Origin of the sequence: Pseudomonas sp. S150 (assembly GCF_004526365.1) — a bacterium.
GTDB classification, from domain to species: domain Bacteria; phylum Pseudomonadota; class Gammaproteobacteria; order Pseudomonadales; family Pseudomonadaceae; genus Aquipseudomonas; species Aquipseudomonas putida_A.
Map to the genome: position 1 here is coordinate 379,926 of NZ_CP038207.1, position 25,571 is coordinate 405,496.

The 25,571-nt window shown below is 60.3% G+C and carries 27 protein-coding genes; 6 read left to right on the plus strand and 21 right to left on the minus strand.

Features of this window, described 5'->3' with window-relative positions; translation table 11 throughout:
* Window positions 1-2 precede the first annotated feature (2 nt).
* From tssJ to tssA, 16 genes are all read right to left on the minus strand, one after another.
* Window positions 3-503, minus strand: a complete 501-nt coding sequence (tssJ, locus tag E3Z29_RS01850; protein WP_007962325.1) for a type VI secretion system lipoprotein TssJ — start codon at window positions 501-503, stop codon at window positions 3-5.
* Between the two features lie 5 nt (window positions 504-508).
* Complete coding sequence (gene tagH, locus E3Z29_RS01855) at window positions 509-1,702, minus strand: type VI secretion system-associated FHA domain protein TagH (RefSeq protein ID WP_134785008.1); 1,194 nt, start codon at window positions 1,700-1,702, stop codon at window positions 509-511.
* 18 nt (window positions 1,703-1,720) lie between these two features.
* Window positions 1,721-1,861, minus strand: a complete 141-nt coding sequence (locus E3Z29_RS01860; RefSeq protein ID WP_003229566.1) for a hypothetical protein — start codon at window positions 1,859-1,861, stop codon at window positions 1,721-1,723.
* A gap of 333 nt (window positions 1,862-2,194) precedes the next feature.
* The gene (locus E3Z29_RS01870) at window positions 2,195-3,715 is read right to left on the minus strand and encodes a sigma-54-dependent Fis family transcriptional regulator (protein WP_134785009.1); all 1,521 of its coding nucleotides are present in this window, start codon (window positions 3,713-3,715) and stop codon (window positions 2,195-2,197) included.
* Between the two features lie 10 nt (window positions 3,716-3,725).
* On the minus strand, window positions 3,726-6,383 hold the full coding sequence (tssH, locus tag E3Z29_RS01875) for a type VI secretion system ATPase TssH (protein ID WP_098966305.1): 2,658 nt from the start codon (window positions 6,381-6,383) through the stop codon (window positions 3,726-3,728).
* A gap of 11 nt (window positions 6,384-6,394) precedes the next feature.
* Window positions 6,395-7,402 (minus strand): type VI secretion system baseplate subunit TssG, encoded by a 1,008-nt coding sequence (gene tssG, locus E3Z29_RS01880; RefSeq protein ID WP_003229570.1) that lies wholly within the window; start codon window positions 7,400-7,402, stop codon window positions 6,395-6,397.
* On the minus strand, window positions 7,366-9,153 hold the full coding sequence (gene tssF / locus E3Z29_RS01885) for a type VI secretion system baseplate subunit TssF (protein ID WP_134785010.1): 1,788 nt from the start codon (window positions 9,151-9,153) through the stop codon (window positions 7,366-7,368). Before tssF ends, tssG begins: the two co-directional genes overlap by 37 nt.
* Before the next feature lie 69 nt (window positions 9,154-9,222).
* Window positions 9,223-9,645, minus strand: coding sequence for a hypothetical protein (locus tag E3Z29_RS01890; RefSeq protein WP_134785011.1), 423 nt, complete (start codon window positions 9,643-9,645; stop codon window positions 9,223-9,225).
* On the minus strand, window positions 9,642-9,866 hold the full coding sequence (locus E3Z29_RS01895; RefSeq protein ID WP_134785012.1) for a hypothetical protein: 225 nt from the start codon (window positions 9,864-9,866) through the stop codon (window positions 9,642-9,644). Before E3Z29_RS01895 ends, E3Z29_RS01890 begins: the two co-directional genes overlap by 4 nt.
* A gap of 47 nt (window positions 9,867-9,913) precedes the next feature.
* Window positions 9,914-10,270 (minus strand): hypothetical protein, encoded by a 357-nt coding sequence (locus E3Z29_RS01900; RefSeq protein ID WP_225136803.1) that lies wholly within the window; start codon window positions 10,268-10,270, stop codon window positions 9,914-9,916.
* Between the two features lie 5 nt (window positions 10,271-10,275).
* The gene (locus tag E3Z29_RS01905; protein WP_134785013.1) at window positions 10,276-10,926 is read right to left on the minus strand and encodes a hypothetical protein; all 651 of its coding nucleotides are present in this window, start codon (window positions 10,924-10,926) and stop codon (window positions 10,276-10,278) included.
* A gap of 1 nt (window position 10,927) precedes the next feature.
* Complete coding sequence (locus tag E3Z29_RS01910; RefSeq protein WP_098966311.1) at window positions 10,928-11,452, minus strand: PAAR domain-containing protein; 525 nt, start codon at window positions 11,450-11,452, stop codon at window positions 10,928-10,930.
* 11 nt (window positions 11,453-11,463) lie between these two features.
* Window positions 11,464-11,871, minus strand: coding sequence for a type VI secretion system baseplate subunit TssE (gene tssE / locus E3Z29_RS01915; protein WP_007920274.1), 408 nt, complete (start codon window positions 11,869-11,871; stop codon window positions 11,464-11,466).
* A gap of 9 nt (window positions 11,872-11,880) precedes the next feature.
* A complete protein-coding gene (gene tssC / locus E3Z29_RS01920) occupies window positions 11,881-13,356 on the minus strand; it encodes a type VI secretion system contractile sheath large subunit (protein WP_003229584.1) in 1,476 nt (491 codons plus the stop codon).
* A 25-nt stretch (window positions 13,357-13,381) separates the two neighbouring features.
* The gene (gene tssB, locus E3Z29_RS01925; RefSeq protein ID WP_003229587.1) at window positions 13,382-13,885 is read right to left on the minus strand and encodes a type VI secretion system contractile sheath small subunit; all 504 of its coding nucleotides are present in this window, start codon (window positions 13,883-13,885) and stop codon (window positions 13,382-13,384) included.
* A 32-nt stretch (window positions 13,886-13,917) separates the two neighbouring features.
* Window positions 13,918-15,480: a type VI secretion system protein TssA gene (tssA, locus tag E3Z29_RS01930; protein ID WP_134785014.1), complete on the minus strand. Its 1,563-nt coding sequence runs from the start codon at window positions 15,478-15,480 to the stop codon at window positions 13,918-13,920.
* A gap of 752 nt (window positions 15,481-16,232) precedes the next feature.
* Here tssA and E3Z29_RS01935 point away from each other — a divergent pair.
* Window positions 16,233-16,589 carry a hypothetical protein gene (locus E3Z29_RS01935; protein WP_098966314.1) on the plus strand — a complete coding sequence of 119 codons (357 nt, stop codon included), beginning with the start codon at window positions 16,233-16,235 and terminating at the stop codon, window positions 16,587-16,589.
* A 96-nt stretch (window positions 16,590-16,685) separates the two neighbouring features.
* Here the strand turns inward: E3Z29_RS01935 and E3Z29_RS01940 are convergent, their stop codons facing one another.
* From E3Z29_RS01940 to E3Z29_RS01950, 3 genes are all read right to left on the minus strand, one after another.
* Window positions 16,686-16,961: an HU family DNA-binding protein gene (locus E3Z29_RS01940; RefSeq protein WP_003213368.1), complete on the minus strand. Its 276-nt coding sequence runs from the start codon at window positions 16,959-16,961 to the stop codon at window positions 16,686-16,688.
* Window positions 16,962-17,151: 190 nt separating this feature from the next.
* Entirely contained in the window at window positions 17,152-18,300 is a 1,149-nt protein-coding gene (locus E3Z29_RS01945; RefSeq protein WP_134785015.1) for an NAD(P)/FAD-dependent oxidoreductase, read from the minus strand.
* Window positions 18,301-18,320: 20 nt separating this feature from the next.
* Window positions 18,321-18,488 (minus strand): rubredoxin, encoded by a 168-nt coding sequence (locus E3Z29_RS01950; RefSeq protein ID WP_003229600.1) that lies wholly within the window; start codon window positions 18,486-18,488, stop codon window positions 18,321-18,323.
* 200 nt (window positions 18,489-18,688) lie between these two features.
* Here E3Z29_RS01950 and E3Z29_RS01955 point away from each other — a divergent pair, with 200 nt between their 5' ends.
* Window positions 18,689-19,249: a chorismate lyase gene (locus E3Z29_RS01955; RefSeq protein WP_134785016.1), complete on the plus strand. Its 561-nt coding sequence runs from the start codon at window positions 18,689-18,691 to the stop codon at window positions 19,247-19,249.
* Complete coding sequence (ubiA, locus tag E3Z29_RS01960; RefSeq protein WP_134785017.1) at window positions 19,249-20,139, plus strand: 4-hydroxybenzoate octaprenyltransferase; 891 nt, start codon at window positions 19,249-19,251, stop codon at window positions 20,137-20,139. Before E3Z29_RS01955 ends, ubiA begins: the two co-directional genes overlap by 1 nt.
* Window positions 20,140-20,251: 112 nt before the next feature.
* On the opposite strand, the gene E3Z29_RS01970 is transcribed toward ubiA, so the two are convergent.
* On the minus strand, window positions 20,252-20,635 hold the full coding sequence (locus tag E3Z29_RS01970) for a hypothetical protein (protein ID WP_027610374.1): 384 nt from the start codon (window positions 20,633-20,635) through the stop codon (window positions 20,252-20,254).
* 151 nt (window positions 20,636-20,786) lie between these two features.
* Between E3Z29_RS01970 and phoB the strand changes: the two genes are divergently transcribed.
* From phoB to E3Z29_RS01985, 3 genes are all read left to right on the plus strand, one after another.
* Window positions 20,787-21,476 carry a phosphate regulon transcriptional regulator PhoB gene (phoB, locus tag E3Z29_RS01975; protein WP_003229608.1) on the plus strand — a complete coding sequence of 230 codons (690 nt, stop codon included), beginning with the start codon at window positions 20,787-20,789 and terminating at the stop codon, window positions 21,474-21,476.
* Window positions 21,477-21,550: 74 nt separating this feature from the next.
* Window positions 21,551-22,837, plus strand: a complete 1,287-nt coding sequence (gene phoR, locus E3Z29_RS01980; protein WP_246881625.1) for a phosphate regulon sensor histidine kinase PhoR — start codon at window positions 21,551-21,553, stop codon at window positions 22,835-22,837.
* Between the two features lie 123 nt (window positions 22,838-22,960).
* Window positions 22,961-24,301: a hemolysin family protein gene (locus E3Z29_RS01985; protein ID WP_003229612.1), complete on the plus strand. Its 1,341-nt coding sequence runs from the start codon at window positions 22,961-22,963 to the stop codon at window positions 24,299-24,301.
* A 186-nt stretch (window positions 24,302-24,487) separates the two neighbouring features.
* Here E3Z29_RS01985 and E3Z29_RS01990 read toward each other — a convergent pair whose 3' ends face one another.
* Window positions 24,488-25,384, minus strand: a complete 897-nt coding sequence (locus E3Z29_RS01990) for a M23 family metallopeptidase (protein ID WP_027610372.1) — start codon at window positions 25,382-25,384, stop codon at window positions 24,488-24,490.
* Window positions 25,385-25,571: the final 187 nt, after the last annotated feature.

Sequence of the window (25,571 nt, forward strand, 5' to 3'; positions counted from 1 at the left end):
GTTCAGTCATCCGCCTTGGCGAGCGCTTCATGGGTGTTGCGGATACCGGCCTGATCGAGGGTCAGATCGGCCTCGGTCAGCTCCAGCGGGGTGACCTGAACGGTGTAGCGCCACTTGGTTTCCGGCAGATCGCGGTAGGCGGCGAGAACGCCGACGTAGCGGCTGCCCTCCTCCACGCTGAGCTTCATTTCCACGGTTTCACCCGGGCGCAGTTCGAGTTCTTCGCTGGCCACCAGATCCGGGTTGAGGGATTCCTTGGCGCGTTCGTAGAGGCTGAAGAAATCAGCGTTCTCGAAGGTCACCGGGTGCTTGAGTTCGAACAGACGCACCACGATCGGCGAAGGACGGCCGTTGAGGTCCGGGTTGAGCTGATCACTGCCGGTCAGCTTCAGATTGATCTTGGTCACTTTCGAGTACGGCGACAGCGACGAGCAACCGGCGAGCAGCACCAGCACGGTGAGCGCAGTCAGCGTCTTGAAAAAAGCGGTCGAGCGGCGAGACATGCGCATCATCCTTGGTGGTCGGTGTGGAGGGTGGAGATCAGGCGGATCTGTTCTTCGTAGGCCTGGGCGAAGTCGCGGGCCAGCAGACGCTCGCTCCAGTCATCGTCCTGACGCAGTGCCTGGTGGTAACGGCCGAACGCTCTCCAGCGTCCGCCCGAGGTGGCGATCAACGGTTTGTTGTCGCGCTCGAAACGCAGGGTCAGTTGCTCTGGCGAGAAGTGCTCCAGAGTGCCGCGTACGGCGGCCCGGCTGGCGGTGAGCAAAGCCACCTGATGCGCCTGCAGATCGCGGAACGCCCGAGAGATCGCCTGCTCGGCCGGCAGATGACCGGGCTTGTGCGGCTGTAGCAGAATCTGCAGCGCTTCGCTCGGATCGACGGCGAATTTCAGCGGGTTCTTGTTGGTGCCTTGCACGGTGGTCTGGGCCAGACGCAGTTCATTTTTCAGCTCCGAACGAGTGCGCAGGCTCTGCTGCAAACCGCCGATGCTCTGGCGCAGCAGACGCGCGGCGTTCAGCGCCAGCGCTTCGCGGGCGTCGTGATCGAGGCCTTTGACATCCACGCCCAGTGCTGCACCGAAATGCTCCCAGAAGCCTTCGCTCTGACGCTCGACGGCTTTCGGGGCCGGAGCTGGCTCGGGTTCAACCGGGGCGATCAGCTCCGGCACCATCAGGCTTTCCATGTCGATGCGCGCATAGTCGGCACGCTGACGGGAGTCCTCGGGCTTGGCGGTCGGGGCCAACAGTTCGTCGATTTCCGAATAGACGCGCTCTTGCTGTTCGATCGCGTTCAGCGGATCAAGATCGAGGAAGGCGTCGTCCGGAATGATGCTGCCGGCGGCACGCGGACGGCCGACTTCACCGTCGAAGGTCGCCGGGTCACGCACCAGCCGCGCACGAATCTCGAAGTCACCGAGCACGTAGGTGCTGCCGTGCTCGATGCGCACCGGTTCGCCCTTGTGCAGGCGTGCGCCGCTGCCGCCGTCCTGGACGCCGTTGCTGCTGGTGTCGGTGAGGAAAAACGTGCCTTCGCGGTAGCTGACAATCGCGTGGTGATTGGACAGGTGACGCTTGCGGTCAGGAATGATCCAGTCGCAGTCCTCGCCCCGCCCGATCACGCCGCCAGCCTGTTTGAAGGTCTTCTGGCACAACTCGGTGGGCACGAACTGCTTGGTGTTCAGCATTTCGAAAACCAGTTCCATGTTTGATGCTCCTTGCGGTCACTTGCCGCGATTGACCGCTTGCGGATCACCCAACGGGCGATAGTCGTTGTCGTTGAATTTGTAATTGCCGCTACAGCCGCCAAGGCCGCATAGAACGACGAGGGTCAGCAGGACAGCGTGCCAGTGACGAACAGACATCAGAGGGTCTCCAGGGGTAGACAAAGCACAAAGCGCCGACCCTTGCGGGCGGCGCTGAAATTAATTCTTTGAGTGGTCTCGAAGGCTCTACATCGGGGCCTTGAGCCAGACCACCGAGGCGTACGCACCTCCTGTGGCAAGTGAGCAATTTGTGGCGAGGGGACTTGTCCCCGATGGGCTGCGAAGCAGCCCCAAAACCTGATTACCGGTTCTTTCAGGAGAACCGCGTTTGCTGGATTACGGCTGCTGCGCGGCCGATCGGGGATAAATCCCCTCGCCACAGAGAAGCCCTTCAAGACAGGAGTTGTGCAAACGGCAAGAGCCAGGTTCAGATCAACCATCGAAGTCACCCAAATTGATATTCAGGCGCCCGAGGCGGTACAGCAGGGTGCGGCGCGGCAGGCCCAGTTCGCGGGCGGCGAGGGTCTGGTTGCCGTCGTTCTTGCGCAGGCAGTCGAGCAACAGCGTGCGTTCGACCTTTTCCAGGCGTTCGCGCAGATTCAGGCCGCTGTGGTCTTCGGGCATCGGCTCCATGCGCAGGGAGAAATGCTCGGCGAGCAACTCGCCGCCCTCGCACAACAGCACCGCGCGTTCGACCAGTGCCTTGAGTTCGCGCACGTTGCCGGGGAAGGTGTAACCGGACAGGTGCTCCAGCGCCGCGCTCGACCAGCGCACCGGGTCGCGCTGTAAATACGCGCAGGTCTTCTCGGCGAAGTGCTGAGCCAGTTCGAGGATGTCGCCTTCGCGCTGACGCAGTGCCGGCAACTCGATCGGAAACTGCGCCAGTCGGTAATACAGGTCCTCGCGGAATTTGCCTTCGCTGACCAGCGTCGACAGATCGCGGTGGGTCGCGGCGATGATGCGCACATCGATTTTGTGCGTGTCGTTGGAACCCAGTGGACGAATCTCGCCCTCCTGCAACACCCGTAGAATCTTCGCTTGCAGCGACAGCGGCATGTCGCCGATCTCGTCGAGCAACAGCGTGCCACCGTTGGCCGCATCGAACAGCCCCGCGCGGTCGCGATCGGCACCGGTGAAAGCGCCTTTGCGATAGCCGAACAGCTCGCTTTCCAGCAGGTTTTCCGGGACGGCCGCGCAGTTCTGCACGATGAACGCCTGAGAGCGGCGCGGGCCGCAATCGTGAATCGCCCGGGCCACGACTTCCTTGCCGGTGCCGGTCTCGCCGCGCAGCAGCACGGTGTACGGGCTGTGCAGGACTTTGCTGATCAACGAATGGGTCTGGCGCATGGCGGCGCTTTTGCCGATCAGGCCATAGCCGTTGATGCTCGGCACACTGCGCGCCACCGTGGCCGATTCGGCCGGCGGCTGGCGCAGACGCTGCAGCAAGTGCAACTGACCAAGGACGAACGAGCCGAGCTGGCCGAGTGAATCGGCAAAACCCTGCAGGTCGACGTGACGACGACTGGCGCACAGCAGCAGGCCTTCAACCGCCTTCTGCTGATTGACCAGCGGCACGCACAGCAGCGATTGCCAGGCACCAGCGGTGGCCGGCAGGAAACTGGTTTCGTGCAGGCTGGCGCCCAGATCATCGAGGCAGACCACGCGGTTCTGGCACAGGGCAAACTGCAGCAGCTGCTCACCGTTGTAGTCCGCCGGCAGGCTGGTGGCGGCGCGCGGTTGCAGCGCGCCGTCGAGGCATTCGGCGTTCATCCCCAGGCAGGTGTGGGTGGCGTCGAGCAGGTACAGCTGGGTCAATTCGCACCCGCTCAGTTCGGCCAACCCGCGCACGAAGTCACCCAGCAGCGCAGCACCGTCCGCCGCGCGCGACAGGCTGGCGAACTGCGCCAGCAAGGCTTCGGCATAGACCAGTGGCTGCGGCACTTCAGTGAACATCACACCCACCTCAGGCGAACTCGCACGTCACGCTGGCGTTGCCGTCGAGCGTGGCATGCACACGCTTGAGGCTTTCACCGGTGGCCATCGCATCGAGCAAGCGGTCGGCCACCAGCGGCAGCACGTGCTGATCGAGCAGATGGTCGATCAGGCGCGCACCGCTTTCGCTTTGCGTGCAGCGCTCGGACAGATGATCGACGAGGTTCTGGCACCAGCTGAAATCCAGCTGACGGCGGTTCAGGCGCTCGCCGAGACGACCGAGTTTGATCTCGATCAGCTCGCGCAGCACCGGGCCGCCGACCGGGTAGTACGGCACCACTTTCATCCGCGCCAGCAGCGCCGGTTTGAAGTGTTTGCTCAGCACCGGGCGAATGGTTTCTTCGAGCAGCTCGGCGGTCGGACGGGCGCCGTCTTCGCAGAGGTCGCTGATCTTGTCGCTACCGAGGTTCGAGGTCATCAGGATCAAAGTGTTACGGAAGTCGATCTCGCGACCTTCGCCGTCGTTGGCCACGCCCTTGTCGAAGATTTGGTAGAACAGGTTGAGCACGTCCGGATCGGCCTTCTCGACTTCATCGAGCAGCACCACCGAATACGGCTTCTGGCGCACCGCTTCGGTGAGCATGCCGCCCTCGCCGTAACCGACGTAGCCCGGTGGCGCACCGATCAGACGCGATACGGTGTGCTTCTCCTGGAATTCGGACATGTTGATGGTGGTGATGAAACGGTCGCCGCCGTACAGCAGGTCAGCCAGGGCCAGCGCGGTTTCGGTCTTGCCGACGCCGCTCGGGCCGACCAGCAGGAACACGCCGACCGGTGCATCAGGTTTGTTCAGGCCGGCGGCAGTGGCGCGCATCGAGCGATCCAGCGCGTGCACGGCTTGTTCCTGACCACGGATGCGCGTGCGCAGGTCGGTGGCAAAACTCGCGACCTTGGCGTTGTGCTCGCGGGCCAGTTGCGCCAGCGGCACGCCGGTCCAGGCGCTGATCACTTCGGCCACCAGACGCGGGCAGACTTCGAAGCTGACCAGACGTTCTTTGACTTGAGCAGCGGTCAGGGCGCTGTGGGTCTGGTGCAGTTCGGCTTCCAGCGCTTCAACGCTCTGGCCTTCCTCGACCTCGGCGGCGATGGTTTCGATCACCGTGCCTTCGGCGTCTTCTTCAACGCTGACGGTCGGCTCGACAGCGGCAGCTTCACGGGCCTTGGCCAGTTGCTGACGCAGTTCCAGCAGGCGCTCGGCCAACTGCTTTTGTTCAGTCCACAGGCTTTCCAGCGCGACCATTTCGCTTTCGGCTTCGTCCAACCGCGCTTCCAGCGCATCCAGCGCTTCGTGGTCGATCAGCAGACCGGCCTCGGCATCGCGACGCAGAGCCTGACGTTGACGGCCACCTTCAGCCAGTTCGCCACGCAGGCGTTCGAGGCTTTCCGGAGCAGCGGCGAGGCTGATGCGCACGCGGGCACATGCGGTGTCGAGGACGTCGACGGCTTTGTCCGGCAGTTGGCGACCGGCCAGATAGCGGGCCGACAGCTCGGCAGCGGAGACCACCGCGTCATCCCGCAGGTAGATGCCGTGGCTCTTCTCGTAGACCTGCGCCAGCCCACGGAGGATGGTCACGGCTTCGCTGACGGTCGGTTCGTGCAACTGCACTGGTTGGAAACGCCGAGCCAGCGCCGGATCCTTCTCGAAATATTTCTTGTACTCGGCCCAGGTGGTGGCGGCGATGGTGCGCAGTTCTCCGCGAGCCAGCGCCGGTTTCAGCAGGTTGGCCGCGTCGGAACCGCCGGCGTTGCCGCCCGCGCCGATCAGGGTGTGGGCTTCGTCGATGAACAGAATGATCGGTTTCGGCGAGGCTTTGACTTCGTCGATCACGCCTTTGAGGCGACGCTCGAATTCACCTTTGACGCTGGCGCCAGCCTGCAGCAGGCCCATGTCCAGCGACAGCAGCTCGACGCCCTTGAGCACCTGCGGCACTTCACCGGCAGCGATGCGCGAGGCCAGGCCTTCGACGATGGCGGTCTTACCGACACCGGCCTCACCGACCACGATCGGGTTGTTCTTGCGGCGACGGGCGAGGATGTCGACCATCTGCCGAATCGCGCCATCGCGGCACAGCACCGGGTCGAGTTTGCCCTCGCGCGCCTGCTGGGTCAGGTTGTGGGTGAAGCGCTGCAACAGCGATTCGCCCTGCGCCGCCGGCTTGCCGTTGGCCGCCGGTTGCTCCTGTTGCGACAGGGCGAATTCCTTCAGGCGATCGATGTTCAGCTTGGCGAGCAGCGGCTGGTAACGGCTGCCGGCGTAGCGCATCGGGTTGCGCAGCAGCGCGAGGATCAGCGCAGCGTCTTCGACCTGGGTCTGGCCCAGTTCGAGGTTCGCCACCAGCAGCGCGTCTTGCAGCCATTGCACCAGTTCCGGGGCGAACACCGGGTTGCGCGAGGCGCTGTGTTCAACGCGAGATTGCAGTGCGGCGCTCAGCTCACCCGCGTCGACATCCGCATCCTGCAGCGCGCGCGACAGCAAGCCGTTCGGACGCTCCAGCAGACCCAGCAACAGGTCTTCGACGAGGATCTTGCTGCCGCCACGGGCCACGCAACGTTCGGCCGAACGCTCCAGATCGCGACGGGTTTCGGCGTCCAGCGCCTGGATGAGTTGTTGCAGGTCTACGTTGATCATGGCTCACGTCCTTAATGAATTTTGCTGCCCAGGGTGACCACGCCGTCTGCTTTTTCGCAGCCCAACCAACTGGTCCACCCCAGGCGACAGTCGTTCTTCTCACCAATGCGCAGTTCGCGGATTTCTTCCGGGCGCAGCACCAGGCGAATGTCGTAATCGAGCGGGTCACGCAAGGTGAACCGCACCAGCGCGCACAGCGGCTGGTAACCGAAACCGATCGGCAGGAATTCGTGGAATCGCTCCCAGTCGAGTTCGGTGATGTGAATGCGGAATTTGCCGCTGCGGTCGCGCACCTGCTCACCCAGCACCAGGTCTTCACCCAGCAGGCTGTTGGCGCGACCGAGGCGGTTGCGCTGCTCGTCGAGGATCTCCACGCGGCGCTCGATGCACTGCTCGATGACCAGGTCTTCGTGCTTGAAGTAATAACGCAGCACGGCTTCGATCAGCGCCGCCGAGTGCGCGCGCAAGCTGAGCAAACCGAGATACGGCAGCAGGCGTTTCCAGTTCAGTTCCTTGGCCTTGCGGATCTCGTCGCCACCCAGACCGATCAGGGCGAACAGCTGCGAAGAGAACGGGTCGATCGCGCCACTCTGGAAGCTGGCGCGATAGCGGTACTTGCGCCAGATCGGCAGCATCAGCCGTTGCAGGCGATGGTGGAACAGGTCGAGGAAGTTGCGCGTCGGGTTGCCGTCCTCGCTGTCGCCCAGAGCCTGCTCGCCGTAAAACGCCGGCAGCGGCGAACCGGAGCCGACCAGCCCGATCAGGTTGAAACGCATGCGTGCGCGCATCTGCCCGTGCTCTTCGAAAAACTCCACGCGATCGACGTCGCTGCGCGGAAAGCCCAGGCTCGGGTTGGCCTGGAACTCCACTTGATCGTACAGATCGTCTTCGCTCAGGTACGGGTGCGCCTCGCGCAGCCGGTCGATCACCAGCAGCACGGCCTGAAACAGCGAGTACTCGCGTATTACCTTGGTCAGCCCGCTTAAAGCAGGGGCTGCAGGCCCATACGTGGTGTCCATTGGTACACCTCTCCCTGTGTGCTTTTTACCCGCAGCTCGTGGTACGAATTGAGACTGGCGTAAAGCGCGAAAAACTCGTTAAGAACCGAGGCGAAAACGAACAGGTCGCCTTCGCCGATATACCCTTCCGGGTCGATGGTCAGTTCGGTGCGCAGACCGCGCACCGGCAAGCCACGGTGCAGCCGGTCGACGTGGTGGTGCTTGATGTGCTTGAGGCCGCCGAGCAGGCGTTTGCTGACCTTCTCCGCGTGCTGGTCGTAGTAGCGCGGCAGGTCGTAGGTTTCGAGAATCACCTTCAACGCGTTGACGTCGGCCAGCGACAGATAGTTGAGCGACATGTTGCTGATCAGCTTCCACAGGAAGTCACGGTTCAGCGGCGGCGCAAAGCTCGACGTGGCCGGGGTGATGTTGCGGAAACTGAGGAACTCCGGGGTCTCTTCACAGGCCATGCAGATGTCGCCGAGCTTGAGCTTGCGCGGCAGGTTCTGGTTGGTGCAGATCAGCTCGATCGACAGGGTTTCGTGGGCTTCGGTGTGGCGGATGCCGAAGCTCAGGTAGGTGTCGAGGCCGTCATGCAGCAACGACGAACGCTGGCGGATGCTGTAATGCGGACGGCTGTTGGGCACGTCGAAACTCGGGTCATGCTCGAAGGATTCGAACGGCACGTACTCCTGATAACCGAGGCCGCCGGGCTTCCAGCCAGTCACGGTTTCCACCGAGAACACGCCGCAGTTTTCCAGATCGTATTCCGCCGGCAGCAGCAGGTATTCATCCTGTTTGCCGTCGAGGCGGATCGGCAGGGCGTCGTGGGCGAACAGGTTGGCAATCGGCGTGCAGAACAGCTTCACGTTATCCAGGGTCGGCCGCATGCGCATGATCCCGCTTTTGCGGATATCAAAACGCAATTCCAGGCCGCGCATCTGCTTGAGCGTGTCTTCCGGCAGCGCCTTGAGGATGTCCAGACCGTTGACGTCGACGAACAGGAACTTGTCCTGGAAGGCGAAGTATTCCTGCAGATAGCGATAGCCACGGAAGGTGTTCAGCGGATACGGGATCAACGCTTCTTCTTCGGCAAAGCCCACTGGCTTGACCCGGTCACCCGGAATCTTGAACGCCATCGGCTTGCCGGCCACGCCATCGATTGGCTTGCCGGCGCCGTCGAGCGGGATCAGCTCGATGCCTTCCAGGTTGCGCAGCAGACTCAGGTAGAGCATCTGGCTGATGTAGCGCTCGCCGGCAAAATGCAGGCGCAGTTTGCTCAGTTCCAGCTCACCGAGGTGGCCGTCGGCGCTCATTTCCAAACGCAGACTGAGCAGCGAACCGTCGCCCTTTACCGAATAGTTCAGCGCGGCCAGATCCAGCGGCAAGACTTCGGTCGGGTAGCAGGTGCGGAAGCGGCAACGCACGTCTTCGATCGGTTTGCTTTCGATCGGCGTATCGCGCTCGACCACCAGCGACGGGCCCGACCGCTTCAGCGGATCGAACTGCAGAATGCTGAACGCCGGCAGCGGGCGCATGTAATTCGGCCACAGCAGTTGCATCAGCGAGTGACTGAGCTCCGGCAGCTCGTCGTCGAGCTTCTGCCTCAGACGCCCGGTGAGGAACGCAAAGCCTTCCAGCAACCGCTCCACATCCGGATCCCGCCCAGCCTGGCCCAGGAACGGCGCCAACGCCGGACTACGCTCGGCGAAACGGCGACCGAGTTGGCGCAGTGCGGTGAGTTCGCTTTGGTAGTAGTGGTTAAAGGACACGGGTTACCTGCCTGGTAGTGGAACTCATGGAATAACTGTCCTGCGGATTACGCTGGATGTCCGACCTGGTCATTGGATTGCACCTGCAGGCTGACTTGGCTGAATGCGACCTGCGATGTTTCGCAAAGCCCAACGCAACTCGATGACTTGAGTGGTGAGGATCGCCAGCAACGTGACGCAGCCTTGAGCTACGCCGTAAAACAGGGCTCTTAACGGGTTGTCGGGTAGCATCCAGAGCAGGATGAAGCCCACCATCAGAAAAAGGATGGCCAGCTTGGCGACCAGACTTGGAATCAGCGCAACGATCAGGTTGACGCCCAGAAAAATGTAAAACAGTGCGTAACTCGCAATGCCGATGGCGACACCATGGGAGGTAAATCCGCCGTTAAAAAGCCTGTAAGCATGCACAACCGCGTCATTCAAAAATGCATAAGCCACGCATCCGAGGGCGTGGATTAATAGGCATAGGGCGAGACGAACGTAGCTACTCATGCAAGCCTCAAATTCCCATACCACGAACCAAAGCCATGGATAGCAACAATGGCTACCAGAACTGAAAACGTCATCACACGGTGCAGGTGCGAATTCCGAGCAGCGGGAAAAATTGCTGCCGCGAGTAAAAAAAAGCTCAACAGGGCCAGCCAGCCGAACAGGTCGCTGTCGGCAACAAAGGCGAGGTAGCCTTGAATTTCACCTGCTTCAGATATTTTCATCAGCTTCCAACGTATACCCAAGAATGCCTTTCAATATTTGCTCATAGCTATTTCGCTTTAGCTTTTTCAGAACTTAGGACTTTGCGTTGCTGAAGATAAATAACACCTTCTCCTGAAAAGGCAATTACACTGTTAGATGTGAGTGGCTCGCTATTCTCGTCTCCAAACTTGAGCCATCCTTCATCCCACAACTCACCACTTTCATGCCTGACTTGAACGAAATAATATGGAGGTTCTGACTTAGTCACTTCAATGTATTGACCTCCATCAGCACCACCTCTCCAATGAGCATTTGGATATTCGCTGAGTACATGCGGCTTATCTTCTGAAAAATCCATAAAAAACATTACCCCGAATGCTATCAACAGAGACAGTGCACCAACGGCCATCAGAAAACGCTTCAACCAGATCAATCTTTTATCTCCAACGTATCGTTGCTGAATGTGTAATCCAGATCTGGCTTTGTTTCTTGGAAATCCTCCATATAATCTTTTGGTATCACTGCAAAATAGGATCTTTTAGGCGCACCGAGATCCAGACTATCAACTAAATCAGCCACAAACGTCATGCAGTTGTGGCTTCTTATGCTGTACGGTTCTCTATTCATGTTGTCGTTGTCTTTTTCTTTATTTTTAAGCCACGCTTCGGCCTGAGAAAAAGCGGCCCCCCTGAGTACAACCCCAGACACATTGCTCGACTGACCATAAGCTAAAGACATACTTCTCAACGTTTTTTTGAGTGATGACTCAGTAATCGCTCCGCCTTTGATCGTCACATTAGGAACAGGGCGTAACCTCACAATTCCCGGTGGACCTGCTCCTTCATAACGCCCGTACTCTCCGTACTTCGTCAGCCCCGTTTTACCGTTGACAATTAGTACACCTGCGTGGCCTAGGTCAGAGAACTTATGACTAATACCCAAAGCCTCCACATGAATTTTGTAGTCCGGAAACACAACAGGAATCACAAAATCATGATCACTTACCAAGTAAATTTGTACTGGGGTCTTATCCTTAGCAGGAGTGGTCGCTACAGTTGCGACTTTTACGGCTTGAGGCATTTCACTCCCCCCTAACCAACCAGTTTGGTATAGCCGAAATTTGTATATTTTGGACTTGAGCTTTTGAGCCCAGCGACTTGGATAGTCCGGTATCGTCTGTTACGCCTCGAATTTCCGAACCATCCTCAAGCGTAGCGGTGTATGCAATATTTTTAAGTGGGGCTCCCGATACTGGGTCCATTAACTGAACACGTACATCAAAGCCAAATATGTTCAACGGAATTGGCGGCACAAACGGCGCCGGCGAGTGCGAATTACCGATAATCACCGTCCCGGAACCTGCCGTGACTTTATTGCCGTGAGAACCAACCGAACCTACGGTCGCAGCTGGTTTGCCATTGATCAAAACGGTAGTCGCCAGATCGCCAACCAACGCACCACCACACGCCGAGGCATCGCCTTGGCGGGCGGCCGCGAGGCCGTCGAAGAACACGTCGCCGGAACCGGCGGCGATCGGGTTGGTACCGTGGCCAGGAAGTGGGCAAGCGGTGGGGTCGGATACGCGTGCTGCGGGTTTGCCAGACATCGGGAATCTCCTTAGGTGACCTTCACTTGACCGCTGCCATCCAGGCGCGCGGAAAAACTGACCTGACGCTTGAAACCCTCGACTTCCAGCAGGCCTTCGATGCTGAAGGCCAGCCGCAACTGGTCGTGGTCACGCGGCAGGGAAATGACACGCACATTGCTCAGGCGCGGCTCGTAGGCTTCGATGAAGTTTTCGATGGCCAGACGGGCCTGACTCAGGGAGTCGTGCAGGCTCAGACGCATGTCATTGAGATCGGGCAACCCGTAGTCGGCCAGCGTTTGCACGCTGCCGGCCCGGGTGCTGAGCATTTTGGCCAGATGGGCAGCCACTGACGCCATGGCACAAGCCTCAAGGCTGTTGCCCTTGCGTAGTTGCGCGTCGCCGTTGAGGCGCTCGAACAGGCTGCCGTATCCGTCCATGAGTCGCTCTTACTCTTTGTCCAGCTTGCCAACCAGCGACAGGGTGAAATCGGCACCCATGTACTTGAAGTGCGGACGCACGTTCAAGCTCACGCGGTACCAGCCCGGCTCGCCTTCAACGTCGCTGACGATCACTTGCGCAGCGCGCAGCGGACGACGGCCACGGACTTCGGCGCTCGGGTTTTCCTGGTCGGCGACGTACTGGCGGATCCACTTGTTCAGTTCCAGCTCGAGGTCGGTACGCTCTTTCCACGAACCGAGTTGCTCGCGCTGCAGCACTTTCAAGTAGTGAGCCAGGCGGTTGACGATCATCATGTACGGCAGTTGGGTGCCGAGCTTGTAGTTCAGCTCTGCCGCCTTGCCTTCTGCACTGATGCCGAAGAACTTCGGCTTCTGCACCGAACTCGCGGAGAAGAACGCCGCGTTGTCGGAGCCTTTGCGCATGGTCAGGGAGATGAAGCCTTCCTCGGCCAGTTCGTATTCACGACGGTCGGAGACCAGAACCTCGGTCGGGATCTTGGTTTCGATTTCGCCCATGCTTTCGAAGTGGTGCAACGGCAGGTCTTCAACCGCGCCACCGCTCTGTGGACCGATGATGTTCGGGCACCAGCGGAATTTGGCGAAGCTGTCGGTCAGCTTGGTGCCGAACGCGAACGCGGTGTTGCCCCACAGGTAGTGCTCGTGGCTGTTGGCAACGGTTTCCTTGTACACGAACGATTTGACCGGGTTTTCTTCCGGATCGTACGGGTTACGCAGCAGGAAACGCGGCACGGTCAGGCCGACGTAGCGGGAGTCTTCCGAAGTACGGAAGCTCTGCCATTTGGCGAATTGCGGGCCTTCGAAGTGGTCTTTCAGATCTTTCAGATCCGGCAGGCCGGTGAAGCTTTCCAGACCGAAGAATTTCGGGCCGGCGGCAGCGATGAACGGCGCGTGGGACATGCACGAAACGCTGGCCACGTACTGCATCAGTTTCACGTCCGGCGAGCTTGGGGACATGAAGTAGTTGGCGATGATCGCACCCACCGGCTGACCACCGAACTGGCCGTATTCAGCGGTGTAGATGTGCTTGTACAGGCCCGACTGCATGACTTCCGGCGAGTCTTCGAAATCGTCCAGCAGGTCTTCTTTGGAGACGTTGAGGATTTCGATCTTGATGTTTTCGCGGAAGTTGGTGCGGTCCACCAGCAACTGCAGGCCACGCCATGACGATTCCAGTGCCTGGAAGTCCGGGTGGTGCAGGATTTCGTCCATCTGACGGCTGAGCTTGGCATCGATCTCGGCGATCATGCGGTCAACCATGGCCTTCTTGACCGGCTCACCGTTGTTCTGCGGCTTGAGCAGTTCTTCGATGAACGCCGACACGCCACGCTTGGCGATGTCGTAGGCTTCGTCGTCCGGGGTCAGACGGGTTTCGGCGATGATGCTGTCGAGAATGCTGTATTCGCCGCTTTCGGCGCTCTTCTCTTGTGCTGCGCTAGTGCTCATTGTGTTGGCTTCCTTGGCTGGAGTCTCAGGCGTCCGGGGCTGCGGCGTTCAGGCCCAGCTCACCGAGTACGCGACCGCGGGATTCGTCGTCGGCGAGCACGCCTTCGATCGCTTTACGGAACGCAGGTGCGTTACCCAGCGGGCCTTTGAGGGCCACCAGCGCATCGCGCAGTTCCATCAGTTTTTTCAGCTCAGGCACTTGCTCGACCAGGCTGGCCGGGTTGAAGTCCTTCATCGAATTGACGCGCAGTTGCACAGCCAGCTCGTCGGCCTCGCCATCTTCCTGCAGACGGTTCGGCACGCTCAGCGTCAGACCCAGCTCTTGCTTGGCCAACACTTCGTCGAAGGTCATCTTGTCGATGCTGATCGGCTTGCGATCTTCGATTTTGCGATCGTCCTTGCGGTGGGTGTAGTCACCGATTGCCAGCAGCTTCAGCGGCAGTTCAATCTCTTCCTGAGCACCGCCGGTGGCGGGTTTGAAGGTGACGTTGATGCGTTCCTTGGGGGCTACCGAGCCTTCTTTGGCCATGGCTTTTCTCCTTGCGGTTGTGGCCCTGGGGCCTATTCGAGTACCACTTCGAGATCGAGGTGGCACAGCCTGCGATAAATCTCTTCCTTGCGTTCACGCACTGCATGGTTCTGCGGCAACAGCTCGCAGCAACTGTGCAGCAGGTGCAGCACTTCCAATGCAAGATCGGGCTCCCAGGCGTGCAGGCCTGAGTCCTGTAATGTCTGATCGAGGGTTTCGAGCTGGTTCTTGGCCAGTTCGTACTTCTTGGCCATGAAGCACAGCCGGGCGAGGGCGAACTGCCAGAAGAACCGCTCGCGGCCACCGTGAGCCGTTTGCAGCCCTTGCTTGAGCGTCTGCACGGCAGGCTTGAGGCCTTCCTTGCGCAGCAGCGGCAGCACTTCCTGCAGGGCCTTTTCCCAGGCGGGCTGGGTTTCGACGTCGTCGGTTTCGACCTTGCGCGGCGCGCTGGCGCTCTGCAGGTGCGGCATGACATTGCCGGCGATCCACGCCCGGGTGGACGGATCGGCAAACGGCGCGCCGTCATGGAAACGACATTCGATGATCCCGGGCAGGCGCTGAACCAAAAGCGCGAAGTGGATTTCCACTTCGCGCATTGCCATCTCGGCGTTGAGGTTCTGGAGACATTCCCAGACCATCCTCTGGCCATCGAACCAGAACGGCGCCTTCGCCAGGCTCGCCTCCAGTTCCACCAGCAGGTCGGCGTATTTGCCCTGATCGAAGCGATCCTGGTACTGCTTGAGTTTGTCCACCGGCAGGCCGCGCAGCACGGTGATCTGCTCGGCATTGCGCTCAGGCACCGCGTCGATCGGCAGCCAGAGCAAAGTGCGGTTCAGGCGCAGGGCGCGCAGGTCGGTGGCCTTCTGCTTGAGCCACCAGGCACACAACGGACGCGCGCTTTCCTGCTGCGCGCGCAAAGCCTTGTAGGCATTTTTTTCGTTATCGATCGGTGCGCCGGGGGTCAGCAACTGGCTCGCGGCCTGCTTGACCTGCGCCACTGCTGCACCCACCACACCGGGGGCCGGCTGATTGTCGGCGGCACGCTGGATCATGGTTTTCAGGCGACGCGAGAGCGGCAGCAGCAGCGGTGCGTCATCGCCCAGGTGCTCGGTGCATGCGGCATCGAGGCCGGCCAGATGCTCGGACAGTTGCCGGAACATCGGCAGCTGTTCCTTGATCGCAATGTTTTCGGTGAGCACCTGCTCCAGACGCGGCACCAGCCAGCCGATGGCGGCAGCGCGGGTGCGCGGTTTGAGCGGGTGAACGTCGGCCCAGTGGTTTTCCGACAGATGGTGCAGCAGACCGAGGCCGGCCAGCAGCCCGGGGAAGGATTCACGCTGGTACAACGACCAGGTCAGCCAGGCGCCGACGCGTAAATCCTTGGATTGGGTACGCAGCAGATTTTCGCTGTTTTCACGGATTTTCAGCCAGTCGATCTGCCCGCTTTCGTGCATCGACGAGGCTTTGGCCAGCTCGCTTTCCAGCGCCTCGAATTCGCTCGAAAAACGAACGTCTTCACCCGCGAAATTCTCTTTGGAAACAGAGACTTTTGCGAGTTCGAGGTAATGGGCGGAAAGTTTGCTTGAGTAGGACATCCATGGCCTTTAATTAGGATTACAGTCATGCGCCTATTGGAGTTGCCGCGGCGCGGGACAGTATCGAAGAGCAGTGAAGCGACTCATCCAATTGAGATGTGCTCTTTCAAGTGGGCGCATCGTAATCACTATGATGGCCACTAGCAAGCATCTGGTTAAACAACAAGACGAAGTGTTCATTGGGCCGTGTAGGAGATCGCCCTATATGTGGCAGGGGAATCCCTGATGGCGATTTATATTGTGAACATTTGCCCTGCGCCCTCAGAACCCTTGATCCAGAGCGGCCCGATCCAGCCTGCGCGAATCGCGTCGAACATCCGTCCTATTACACGGGGGCCAGCATGACAACTCTCGAAAAAAATAGAAGTAGGATTTTTCCGAGAACCCGCTGGAATTACAAACAATTCAGCGGCGACAACGCTCAACAAAAAAAGTGCCATCAATTTGATGGCAATTCATTTTTCTGAAACTTTATTCATCTCGTGAATGCTGTACTTCAGTGCCAACTCAATAATTATCGAAGTGCGATCCAACAGTCATTTCCACCACTTACGCAACACTTCCACGCCGAAAATACTCTGACAAATGTCAGGGATAATTCTTACATCGTTTTATTTCCCACGTTGCCAGCTTGCCTTGGTAAATTCTTTTCGACCGGCAATGTCAACCAGACCGGCTGACTGTTGAGCCACGGTCCGAAGCCTGCATCTCATTCGGCTCCCGAGCCCGGAGCCGCCAAGGAGCTTTACCTCATGGAATTGAAAGCCATATTTTTCGCAGCACTTATTTGGTTGCCAACAACTCAAGCGTCAGCGGACACCCCGCCACTGGACGGTCATTACTATCTGACCGGTGCAATGGAAATGGGCGCCGAATTGCTGCTGCGCAAGGACGGCACGTTTGACGCAGGCGTGGCATATGGCAGCGCTAACGGTTTTGCCAAGGGCACCTGGCAGGTGCAGAACAACACCGTGACGCTGAAAAGCGATACCAAACCGGCGTCGAACAGCGATTTGTCCGGCCTGTTTCAGGATCTGCAACTGGCAATCGAGCCGAACTGCCTGGCCGTGGATTTCGGCAACGGCAAGGCCTGCTTCCGGCGTCAATAAGCCGATTGGCAGGCACAAAAAATGGGCACCCGACCGCAATCGGTGTGCCCATTTTTTATTGCAGTTCTCCCCGCTACTCAGGGAGTTCGCCGCAATTTAAGGATTGACGCTGTCTTTCAACGACTTGCCTGGCTTGAATGCCACGGTGTTGCTGGCCTTGATCTTCACCGGCTCACCGGTTTGCGGGTTCTTGCCGGTGCGGGCGCCGCGGTGGCGTTGCAGGAAGGTGCCGAAGCCCACCAGCGTGACGCTGTCCTTGCGGTGCAGAGCGCCGGTGATTTCTTCGAGGACGGCGTTGAGAACGCGGTTGGCCTGTTCTTTGGTCAGATCCGCTTTTTCAGCGATTGCAGCGGCGAGTTCTGGTTTACGCATTAGTGAAGCCCCTTTGACGGTTTTTTGTTGTTATGTCCGTGCTGTTCTCGTTGGAACAGCGCCCAAGGCGCCGCAGGCTCTACTCTGCGGCAGACGGGAGTGAGGATGGCACGCGGATACCGGCGGCGCCAGTCTCCCCGCGACCTTTGTAGGGGCAAAAGCGGGGTGATTCCGACAGAACGACCGGTATTTACGCCAGCAGGGGCGGAAGCTGTTTGTTCAGAGCAAGTTTTTCCATCACCGCCGCACCGGTCAGTGCATAGCCGAGCAACTGACCATCGGCACTGTGGCACAGGGCCTTGATGTCGGCGCCCTGCCCTTCAACGGTCCAGACGCCTTCGCTGCCCCGTGGCGGTGGCGAAACGACCAACGGGCACACCGGAGTTTTCACCGTGATCGGCATCGGGCCGTAACTCACGGCCGTCGGATTGCCGGCCAGGGTTTGTGCCAGCGCACGCGCACAGCTCATGAGGGGCATCACGTACAACAAATTCAGCCCATCGACCTCGGCACAGTCGCCCAAGGCGTAAATATTGGCGTGGGACGTCTTCAGATACCGGTCGACTACGACACCGCGATTGACCTGCACCCCGGCCGCCGCGGCCAGATCGATGCGCGGGCGCAGGCCGATGGCCGACACCACCACATCGCAGGCAATCACCTGCCCGTCGGACAGATGCGCTTCCAGCCCGTCTGCGACTTTTTGCAGGCGGGTCAGCACCGGGCCGAGGTGAAAACGCGCGCCCAGGCTTTCCAGCCCGGCCTGCACGGCGGCCGCAGCGGCCGGGTGCAGCAGCATCGGCATCACTTGCTCGCACGGCGCCACCAGTTGCACCTCGTAGCCGCCGAGGATCAGGTCGTTGGCGAATTCACAGCCGATCAGCCCGGCGCCCAGCAGCAACACGCGGCGCTTGCCCGCAGCGGCTGCACGAAAGCGCGCGTAATCTTCGAGATCGTTGATCGGGAACACCAGATCAGCACCGTCACCTTCGATCGGCACTCGCACGGTTTCCGCACCCCAGGCGAGGATCAGATCGCGGTAGTACACCGCTTCTTCGCCGATCCACAGGCGCTTGTGGCCGGCGTCGATGCCGCTGATGCGCGTGTGGGTGCGCACTTTGGCCTTCAATTGCTCGGCCATGGCGCCGGGTTCGGCCATGCTCAGGCCATCGGCGTCCTTGTTCTTGCCGAAACCGGTGGAGAGCATCGGCTTGGAGTAAGAGCGCCCGTCATCGGCGGTAATCAGCAGCAGCGGGGTTTCGCCATCGAGTTTGCGAAACTCCCGGGCCAGGTTGTAACCCGCAAGCCCGGTGCCGACGATTACGACAGGTGCGTTCATGCCTTACTCCTTGGTTTTTCTCAGTTGATTTCGATCATTTCGAAGTCTGACTTGCCCACGCCGCAGTCCGGGCACAGCCAGTCTTCCGGCACGTCCTGCCACAGGGTGCCCGGCGCGATGCCGTCATCCGGCCAACCGTCAGCTTCGTTGTAGATCAGGCCGCAGACGATGCATTGCCACTTTTTCATTCAGGTACTTCCTCAGGATTCAGGCTTTTGTCGGCGCGGACGGTCGATGGTGGGAGCGCTGCCATCCGGCTCAGGGCGTTTTGTACTGAGGGTGCCGGGCAGATGCAAGCCTGTTCGGCGCAACGGCGCCCCGGATCCATCAAATTCGCAGCACGCCATGTTAAGCTCGCCGCCTCATTTGCGGCCAATAATGACTCATTGTGCAACATTCAAATGCCTGCCCGACCCCGCTCTGGCTGACTCAAAGCCGACTGACGTCCCTTCCCGATTCGTTGACCCTGAACTGGTTGTTCGACGAAGGCTCGCTGACCCGCCGCCTGACGCGGCTGTCGAATGACGGCTTCAGCGTCACACCGTTGTTCGAAGGCTGGGACACTTTGCGCAGCGACGAATGCGCGGCGCTGGATCTGGCCGAAGGCAGCGAAGGCTGGGTGCGCGAGGTGTATCTGCGCGGTTACGGCGAGGCCTGGGTGTTCGCCCGTAGCGTGGCGTCACGCGCCGCCCTGCAAGGCGACGGCCTGCACATGGACGAACTGGGCAGCCGCTCGCTGGGCGAACTGCTGTTTTGCGACCACGCCTTCCAGCGCCGCGCCATCGAGGTCTGTCACTACCCGCAAGACTGGTTGCCGCCAGCCTGCCGCGCGCCCGAGCTGTGGGGCCGGCGCTCGCGTTTCGACCGTGGCGCCTTGAGCGTACTGGTGGCGGAGATTTTCCTGCCGACGTTGTGGAGCGCCGCCCGCGCCCATCCGGAGAACTGCTGATGTACCAGAGCCTGCTCAAATCCCTGAACCGCTTGAACCCGCGCGCCTGGGATTTCATTCAGCTGACGCGCATGGACAAGCCGATCGGCATTTACTTGCTGCTGTGGCCGACGCTGTGGGCGCTATGGATTGCCGGTAAGGGCTCGCCGTCGCTGGCCAACATTGTGATTTTCGTCCTCGGTGTGGTGCTGACCCGCGCCGGTGGCTGTGTGATCAACGACTGGGCCGATCGCAAGGTCGACGGCCACGTTAAACGCACCGCGCAACGACCGCTGGCCAGCGGCAAGATCAGTTCGAAAGAGGCGCTGGTGTTCTTCGCGCTGCTGATGGGCGTGAGCTTCCTGCTGGTGCTGTGCACCAATGCGCCGACCATCTGGCTGTCGCTGGGCGGCCTGGCGCTGGCATTCACCTACCCGTTCATGAAGCGCTACACCTATTACCCGCAAGTGGTATTGGGCGCAGCGTTCTCGTGGGGCATGCCGATGGCATTCACCGCCGAAACCGGCGCCGTGCCCGCCGCCGCCTGGCTGCTGTGGATCGCCAATCTGCTGTGGACGGTGGGTTACGACACCTATTACGCGATGACCGATCGTGACGACGACCTGAAGATCGGCGTGAAATCCACGGCGATTCTGTTCGGCGATGCGGATCGGGTGATCATCCTGACGTTGCAGGCGCTGTCGCTGGGCTGCCTGTTGCTGGCCGGGTCGAAGTTCGAGCTGGGCATCTGGTTCCATCTCGGCCTGTTGGTGGCCGCTGGATGCTATGCGTGGGAGTTCTGGTACACCCGTGATCGCGACCGGATGCGTTGCTTCAAGGCGTTTTTGCACAACCACTGGGCCGGGTTGGCGATTTTCGTCGGGATTGTGCTGGATTACGCGCTGCGTTGATCCACAAAACCTGTGGGAGCGGGCTTGCTCGCGAAAGCGTTTTGCCAGTGGCCTCTTCGTCAACTGACACACCGCTTTCGCGAGCAAGCCCGCTCCCACAGGGGATTTGCGTTTACTTGGCCTTGGCGACGTGCCAGGCGCCGTCCATTTTGCCCTCACCGGTCATGTCACCAGCCTTCTTGTCCATGACGAAGGTGTACAGCGGTTTGCCCTCGTAAGCCCATTGCATCTTGCCGTCATCGCGCTTGATCACGGTCCAGTCGCCCATGGACTTGTCGCCGGCCGTAGCCATTAGCGGTGGCCAGTTCGCCGCACACTTGTCGTTGCACATGGACTTGCCCGCAGAGTCTTTGGCAAAGGTATACAGGGTCATGCCCTTGTGATCGGTAAACATGCCGTCCTTCTCCATCGCTGGCTCAGCAGCAAACGCCATGGTCGGTAAAGCAACGGCAGCAGCCATCAGCAGAGCTTTGAAAGAAGCAGTCATTTGAGTCATGGAAACCTTCTTTTGTGGTTGTCAGGATTCGGACTTAGAGCTTAGTCCAGGATCACGCCAACCGCCGGGCGACTAAAATACTGTCACACGACTGCAATAATTCCGTTATCTAATGCGGCGCAAGACAGTTAAATGACAAGAGGATTAAGGCATGGTTGGCAGGAGCATTCTGATCGTCGACGACGAAGCGCCCATTCGCGAAATGATCGCCGTTGCGTTGGAAATGGCCGGCTATGACTGCCTCGAGGCGGAGAACTCGCAGCAGGCACACGCCATCATCGTTGACCGCAAACCGGACCTGATCCTGCTCGACTGGATGCTGCCCGGCACCTCCGGCATCGAACTGGCCCGCCGCCTCAAGCGTGACGAGCTGACCGGGGACATCCCGATCATCATGCTCACCGCCAAGGGCGAAGAGGACAACAAGATTCAGGGTCTTGAAGTCGGCGCCGACGACTACATCACCAAACCGTTTTCTCCACGCGAACTGGTCGCACGCCTCAAGGCTGTGCTGCGCCGCGCCGGCCCGACCGATGGCGAAGCGCCAATCGAAGTCGGCGGCCTGCTGCTCGACCCGATCAGCCACCGCGTAACCATCGACGGCCGTCCGGCCGAGATGGGCCCGACCGAATACCGTCTGCTGCAATTCTTCATGACCCACCAGGAACGCGCCTACACGCGCGGGCAGTTGCTGGATCAGGTCTGGGGCGGCAACGTCTATGTTGAAGAGCGCACCGTCGACGTGCACATCCGCCGCCTGCGCAAGGCCCTCGGCGACGCCTACGAAAATCTGGTACAAACCGTGCGCGGCACCGGCTACCGGTTTTCCACCAAGGCCTGATCCGACCGCCAGACTCGCTGACAAGGACCGTATTTTCCGTGAATCAAAACTGGCATGGCACCCTGATTCGCCACATGCTGTTGCTGGTCACAGCGTGTCTGGTGATCGGCCTGATCACCGGCTATTACGGCTGGAGCCTCGCAGCAGGCCTGGGGATTTACCTGGCCTGGACGCTCAAGCAACTGCTGCGTCTGCACGAATGGCTGCGCCTGCACCAACCCGATGAAGCACCGCCCGACGGCTATGGCCTGTGGGGCGAGGTGTTCGACAGCATCTACCACCTGCAACGCCGCGATCAACGGGTACGCGGGCGCCTGCAAGCGGTGATCGACCGGGTGCAGGAGTCCACCGCCGCGCTCAAAGACGCGGTGATCATGCTCGACAGCGACGGCAACCTGGAATGGTGGAACCGCGCTGCCGAAACCCTGCTCGGCCTCAAGACCCCGCAAGACAGCGGCCAACCGGTAACCAACCTGGTACGGCATCCCCGCTTCAAGGAATACTTCGAGCAGGAAAGCTACGCCGAACCGCTGGAAATCCCTTCGCCGACCAATGATCGGGTGCGCATTCAGCTGTACCTTACGCGCTACGGCAACAACGAACACCTGATGCTGGTGCGCGACGTCACGCGCATCCATCAGCTGGAGCAGATGCGCAAAGACTTCATTGCCAACGTCTCCCACGAACTGCGCACGCCGCTGACGGTGATCTGTGGCTATCTGGAAACCCTGCTCGACAACGTCGAGGAAGTGAATCCGCGCTGGAGCCGCGCGCTGCAGCAGATGCAGCAACAGGGCGGGCGCATGCAGACGCTGCTCAACGACCTGCTGCTGTTAGCGAAACTGGAAGCCACCGATTACCCGTCGGACAACCAGCCAGTGCAGATCGACGCCCTGCTGCAGTCGATCAAGAGCGACGCCCAGCAGTTGTCCGGGCAGAAGAACCAGAAAATCACTCTCGAAGCCGATGCGCGCCTCCTGCTCAAGGGCAGCGAGGCGGAGCTGCGCAGTGCCTTCTCCAACCTGGTGTTCAACGCGGTGAAATACACCCCGGCCGAAGGCAATATCCGCATTCGCTGGTGGGGCGACGAGCAAGGTGCGCACCTGAGCGTGCAGGATTCCGGGATCGGCATCGACAGCAAGCACCTGCCGCGCCTGACCGAACGCTTCTACCGCGTCGATTCCAGCCGCAACTCCAACACCGGCGGCACCGGGCTGGGCCTGGCGATCGTCAAACACGTGTTGCTGCGCCATCGCGCGCGGATGGAGATCAGCAGCGTGCCCGGTCATGGCAGCACGTTCACCTGCCATTTCGCCCCGGCCCAGGTGGCCCAGGCACGGGCCATCAGCGCCGCCGAGTGATACCGGCCAGCACGCGCCACTAGGCAATCGCCATGTCAGCCGCTACATTGGCTGACTTGCGTCTGCCTTTCAGGCGCGATTTCTTCTCTCTTACGAATCACACGGAACCTGCAAAACTCCATCATGGACCCTTCCCCTGGCTTGTCCCTCGCTACGATATTCGCCGATTTCGGCATGATTCTTTTCGCTCTGATCCTGGTTTTGCTCAACGGCTTCTTCGTTGCGGCGGAATTCGCCATGGTCAAACTGCGCTCGACCCGGGTCGAGGCCATCGCCGACAAGAACGGCTGGCGCGGGCACATCCTGCGCACCGTACACAGTCAGCTCGATGCGTACCTCTCGGCGTGTCAGCTCGGTATCACCCTCGCCTCCCTCGGCCTCGGCTGGGTCGGTGAGCCGGCATTCGCGCACATTCTCGAACCGCTGCTGAGCGCGGTCGGCGTGCAGTCGCCGGAAGTGGTCAAAGGCATTTCGTTCTTTACCGCGTTCTTCATCATTTCCTACCTGCACATCGTGGTCGGTGAGCTGGCGCCCAAGTCGTGGGCGATCCGCAAACCGGAGCTGCTGTCGCTGTGGACGGCGGTGCCGCTGTACCTGTTCTACTGGGCGATGTACCCGGCGATCTACCTGCTCAATGCCAGCGCCAACGCGATTCTGCGGATCGCCGGCCAGGGCGAACCCGGCCCGCACCACGAACACCATTACAGCCGCGAAGAACTGAAACTGATCCTGCACTCCAGCCGTGGTCAGGACCCGAGCGACCAAGGCATGCGCGTGCTGGCCTCGGCGGTGGAGATGGGCGAACTGGAAGTGGTCGACTGGGCCAACTCCCGCGAAGACCTGATCACCCTGGAATTCAACGCGCCGCTGAAAGAAATCCTCGCGATGTTCCGTCGCCACAAGTTCAGCCGGTATCCGGTGTACGACAGCGAACGTCAGGAGTTCGTCGGCCTGCTGCACATCAAGGACCTGCTGCTGGAGCTGGCGGCGCTGGACCACATTCCGGAGTCGTTCAACCTGGCTGAACTGACCCGTCCACTGGAGCGCGTGTCGCGGCACATGCCGCTGTCGCAGCTGCTGGAGCAGTTCCGCAAGGGCGGCTCGCACTTCGCCGTGGTGGAAGAAGCCGACGGCAACATCATCGGCTACCTGACCATGGAAGACGTGCTGGAAGTGCTGGTCGGCGACATCCAGGACGAACACCGCAAGGCCGAGCGCGGGATCCTCGCGTATCAGCCGGGCAAGCTGCTGGTGCGTGGTGATACGCCGCTGTTCAAGGTTGAACGCCTGCTCGGAATCGACCTGGATCACATCGAAGCCGAAACCCTCGCCGGTCTGGTCTACGAGACCCTGAAACGAGTGCCGGAAGAGGAAGAAGTGCTGGAAGTCGAAGGCCTGCGGATCATCATCAAGAAGATGAAAGGGCCGAAGATTGTGCTGGCGAAGGTGTTGATGCTGGATTGATGGGTGTTTTGGGAGACGCTTCTGTGGTGAGGGGATTTATCCCCGATGGGTCGCGGAGCGGCCCTGTAATCTGCAATCGCGTAACTCCTGACTCAATGCCTTCAATGATTTTGGGACGGCTGCGCCGTCCATCGGGGATAAATCCCCTCACCACAAAAGCCCCTCCACAGCGGCCCCCTAACGCTTCTACTGTTTGCCCAACGCAAAGTTGGGCAACGCCCCCAGTGGCTGGTTGAACTGATACGGAATCGACACCAGCCCCTGCCCGGTATTGCGCTGCACCACAAAGTGCAGGTGCGGGCCGCTGCTATTGCCGGTATTGCCGGACAGCGCCAGCGGGCTGCCAACCGTCACCCGCTGCCCCTCGCGTACGCTCACCGAACCTTGCTTGAGATGCAGGTAAACACCCATCGTGCCGTCGTCGTGCAGCACCCGGACGAAATTGCCGGACGCATCATTGCCGCGCCCGCTCTGTGAATTTTCGGTTTTCACCACCACACCGGCCCGTGCGGCAATGATCGGCGTGCCAACTGGCATGGCGATGTCCATCGCATACCGGTTCTTCGGCCCGTAGTGGCTGTACTGGCCGTTGGCGCCCTGACTGAGACGGAACGGCCCGCCCCGCCACGGCAACGGATAGCGATAGCTCTGCGCAGCGCCTGCGGGGTCACCCAGCGAATACTGGAATTGCGGCGAATACACCAGCGGCTGACCCCGGCTGATCGCCGTCAGCAACGCCAACCGGGTATTGCTGCGCGCCGGCAGCACCCGGCGAATCGTCTGCGCCGGAGCGCCACGCACATTGCTCAGGCCGGTAAACGCCAGTGCAATCTCGACCGGCGCATACAGATCGTTGCGCACGAACACCACGTCGCTGCCCTTCTGTTTCTTGATGTCGAGGTACACCTGACGTTCGAGGTGCTCGACCATGCGGTCCTGAAACACGAACACCTGCGAGCCTTTGCTCGGCCGGTCGCTGTACGAGACCACACCGTTGGCATCGGTGGATTTGTAGATGGTCATGGCCACAGTCGAGGTGGAGGCCAGGAAAAGACCACAGAAAAACAGCAGGCGCGCGAGCATGGGCAAAGGTTCTGTCGAGTAAGGCCTGGAAATGAGCCTAGCAGCTGAGACAGACCAGGCTAGTCGACAGATGTTTCAAATTGGGCAGTCTGGAAAATGGACGTCGTCAGTGATGACCCCTTCGCGAGCAAGCCCGCTCCCACCTTGGAATGCATTTCAAGGTGGGAGCGGGCTTGCTCGCGAAGGC

Coding starts and splice junctions, on each gene's coding strand:
- tssJ (WP_007962325.1), bottom strand. CDS start 503: ATGTCTCGCCGCTCGACCGCTTTTTTCAAGACGCTGACTGCGCTCACC.
- tagH (WP_134785008.1), bottom strand. CDS start 1,702: ATGGAACTGGTTTTCGAAATGCTGAACACCAAGCAGTTCGTGCCCACC.
- E3Z29_RS01860 (WP_003229566.1), bottom strand. CDS start 1,861: ATGTCTGTTCGTCACTGGCACGCTGTCCTGCTGACCCTCGTCGTTCTA.
- E3Z29_RS01870 (WP_134785009.1), bottom strand. CDS start 3,715: ATGTTCACTGAAGTGCCGCAGCCACTGGTCTATGCCGAAGCCTTGCTG.
- tssH (WP_098966305.1), bottom strand. CDS start 6,383: ATGATCAACGTAGACCTGCAACAACTCATCCAGGCGCTGGACGCCGAA.
- tssG (WP_003229570.1), bottom strand. CDS start 7,402: ATGGACACCACGTATGGGCCTGCAGCCCCTGCTTTAAGCGGGCTGACC.
- E3Z29_RS01890 (WP_134785011.1), bottom strand. CDS start 9,645: ATGAGTAGCTACGTTCGTCTCGCCCTATGCCTATTAATCCACGCCCTC.
- E3Z29_RS01895 (WP_134785012.1), bottom strand. CDS start 9,866: ATGAAAATATCTGAAGCAGGTGAAATTCAAGGCTACCTCGCCTTTGTT.
- E3Z29_RS01905 (WP_134785013.1), bottom strand. CDS start 10,926: ATGCCTCAAGCCGTAAAAGTCGCAACTGTAGCGACCACTCCTGCTAAG.
- E3Z29_RS01910 (WP_098966311.1), bottom strand. CDS start 11,452: ATGTCTGGCAAACCCGCAGCACGCGTATCCGACCCCACCGCTTGCCCA.
- tssE (WP_007920274.1), bottom strand. CDS start 11,871: ATGGACGGATACGGCAGCCTGTTCGAGCGCCTCAACGGCGACGCGCAA.
- tssC (WP_003229584.1), bottom strand. CDS start 13,356: ATGAGCACTAGCGCAGCACAAGAGAAGAGCGCCGAAAGCGGCGAATAC.
- tssB (WP_003229587.1), bottom strand. CDS start 13,885: ATGGCCAAAGAAGGCTCGGTAGCCCCCAAGGAACGCATCAACGTCACC.
- tssA (WP_134785014.1), bottom strand. CDS start 15,480: ATGTCCTACTCAAGCAAACTTTCCGCCCATTACCTCGAACTCGCAAAA.
- E3Z29_RS01935 (WP_098966314.1), top strand. CDS start 16,233: ATGGAATTGAAAGCCATATTTTTCGCAGCACTTATTTGGTTGCCAACA.
- E3Z29_RS01940 (WP_003213368.1), bottom strand. CDS start 16,961: ATGCGTAAACCAGAACTCGCCGCTGCAATCGCTGAAAAAGCGGATCTG.
- E3Z29_RS01945 (WP_134785015.1), bottom strand. CDS start 18,300: ATGAACGCACCTGTCGTAATCGTCGGCACCGGGCTTGCGGGTTACAAC.
- E3Z29_RS01950 (WP_003229600.1), bottom strand. CDS start 18,488: ATGAAAAAGTGGCAATGCATCGTCTGCGGCCTGATCTACAACGAAGCT.
- ubiA (WP_134785017.1), top strand. CDS start 19,249: ATGTACCAGAGCCTGCTCAAATCCCTGAACCGCTTGAACCCGCGCGCC.
- E3Z29_RS01970 (WP_027610374.1), bottom strand. CDS start 20,635: ATGACTCAAATGACTGCTTCTTTCAAAGCTCTGCTGATGGCTGCTGCC.
- phoB (WP_003229608.1), top strand. CDS start 20,787: ATGGTTGGCAGGAGCATTCTGATCGTCGACGACGAAGCGCCCATTCGC.
- phoR (WP_246881625.1), top strand. CDS start 21,551: ATGCTGTTGCTGGTCACAGCGTGTCTGGTGATCGGCCTGATCACCGGC.
- E3Z29_RS01985 (WP_003229612.1), top strand. CDS start 22,961: ATGGACCCTTCCCCTGGCTTGTCCCTCGCTACGATATTCGCCGATTTC.
- E3Z29_RS01990 (WP_027610372.1), bottom strand. CDS start 25,384: ATGCTCGCGCGCCTGCTGTTTTTCTGTGGTCTTTTCCTGGCCTCCACC.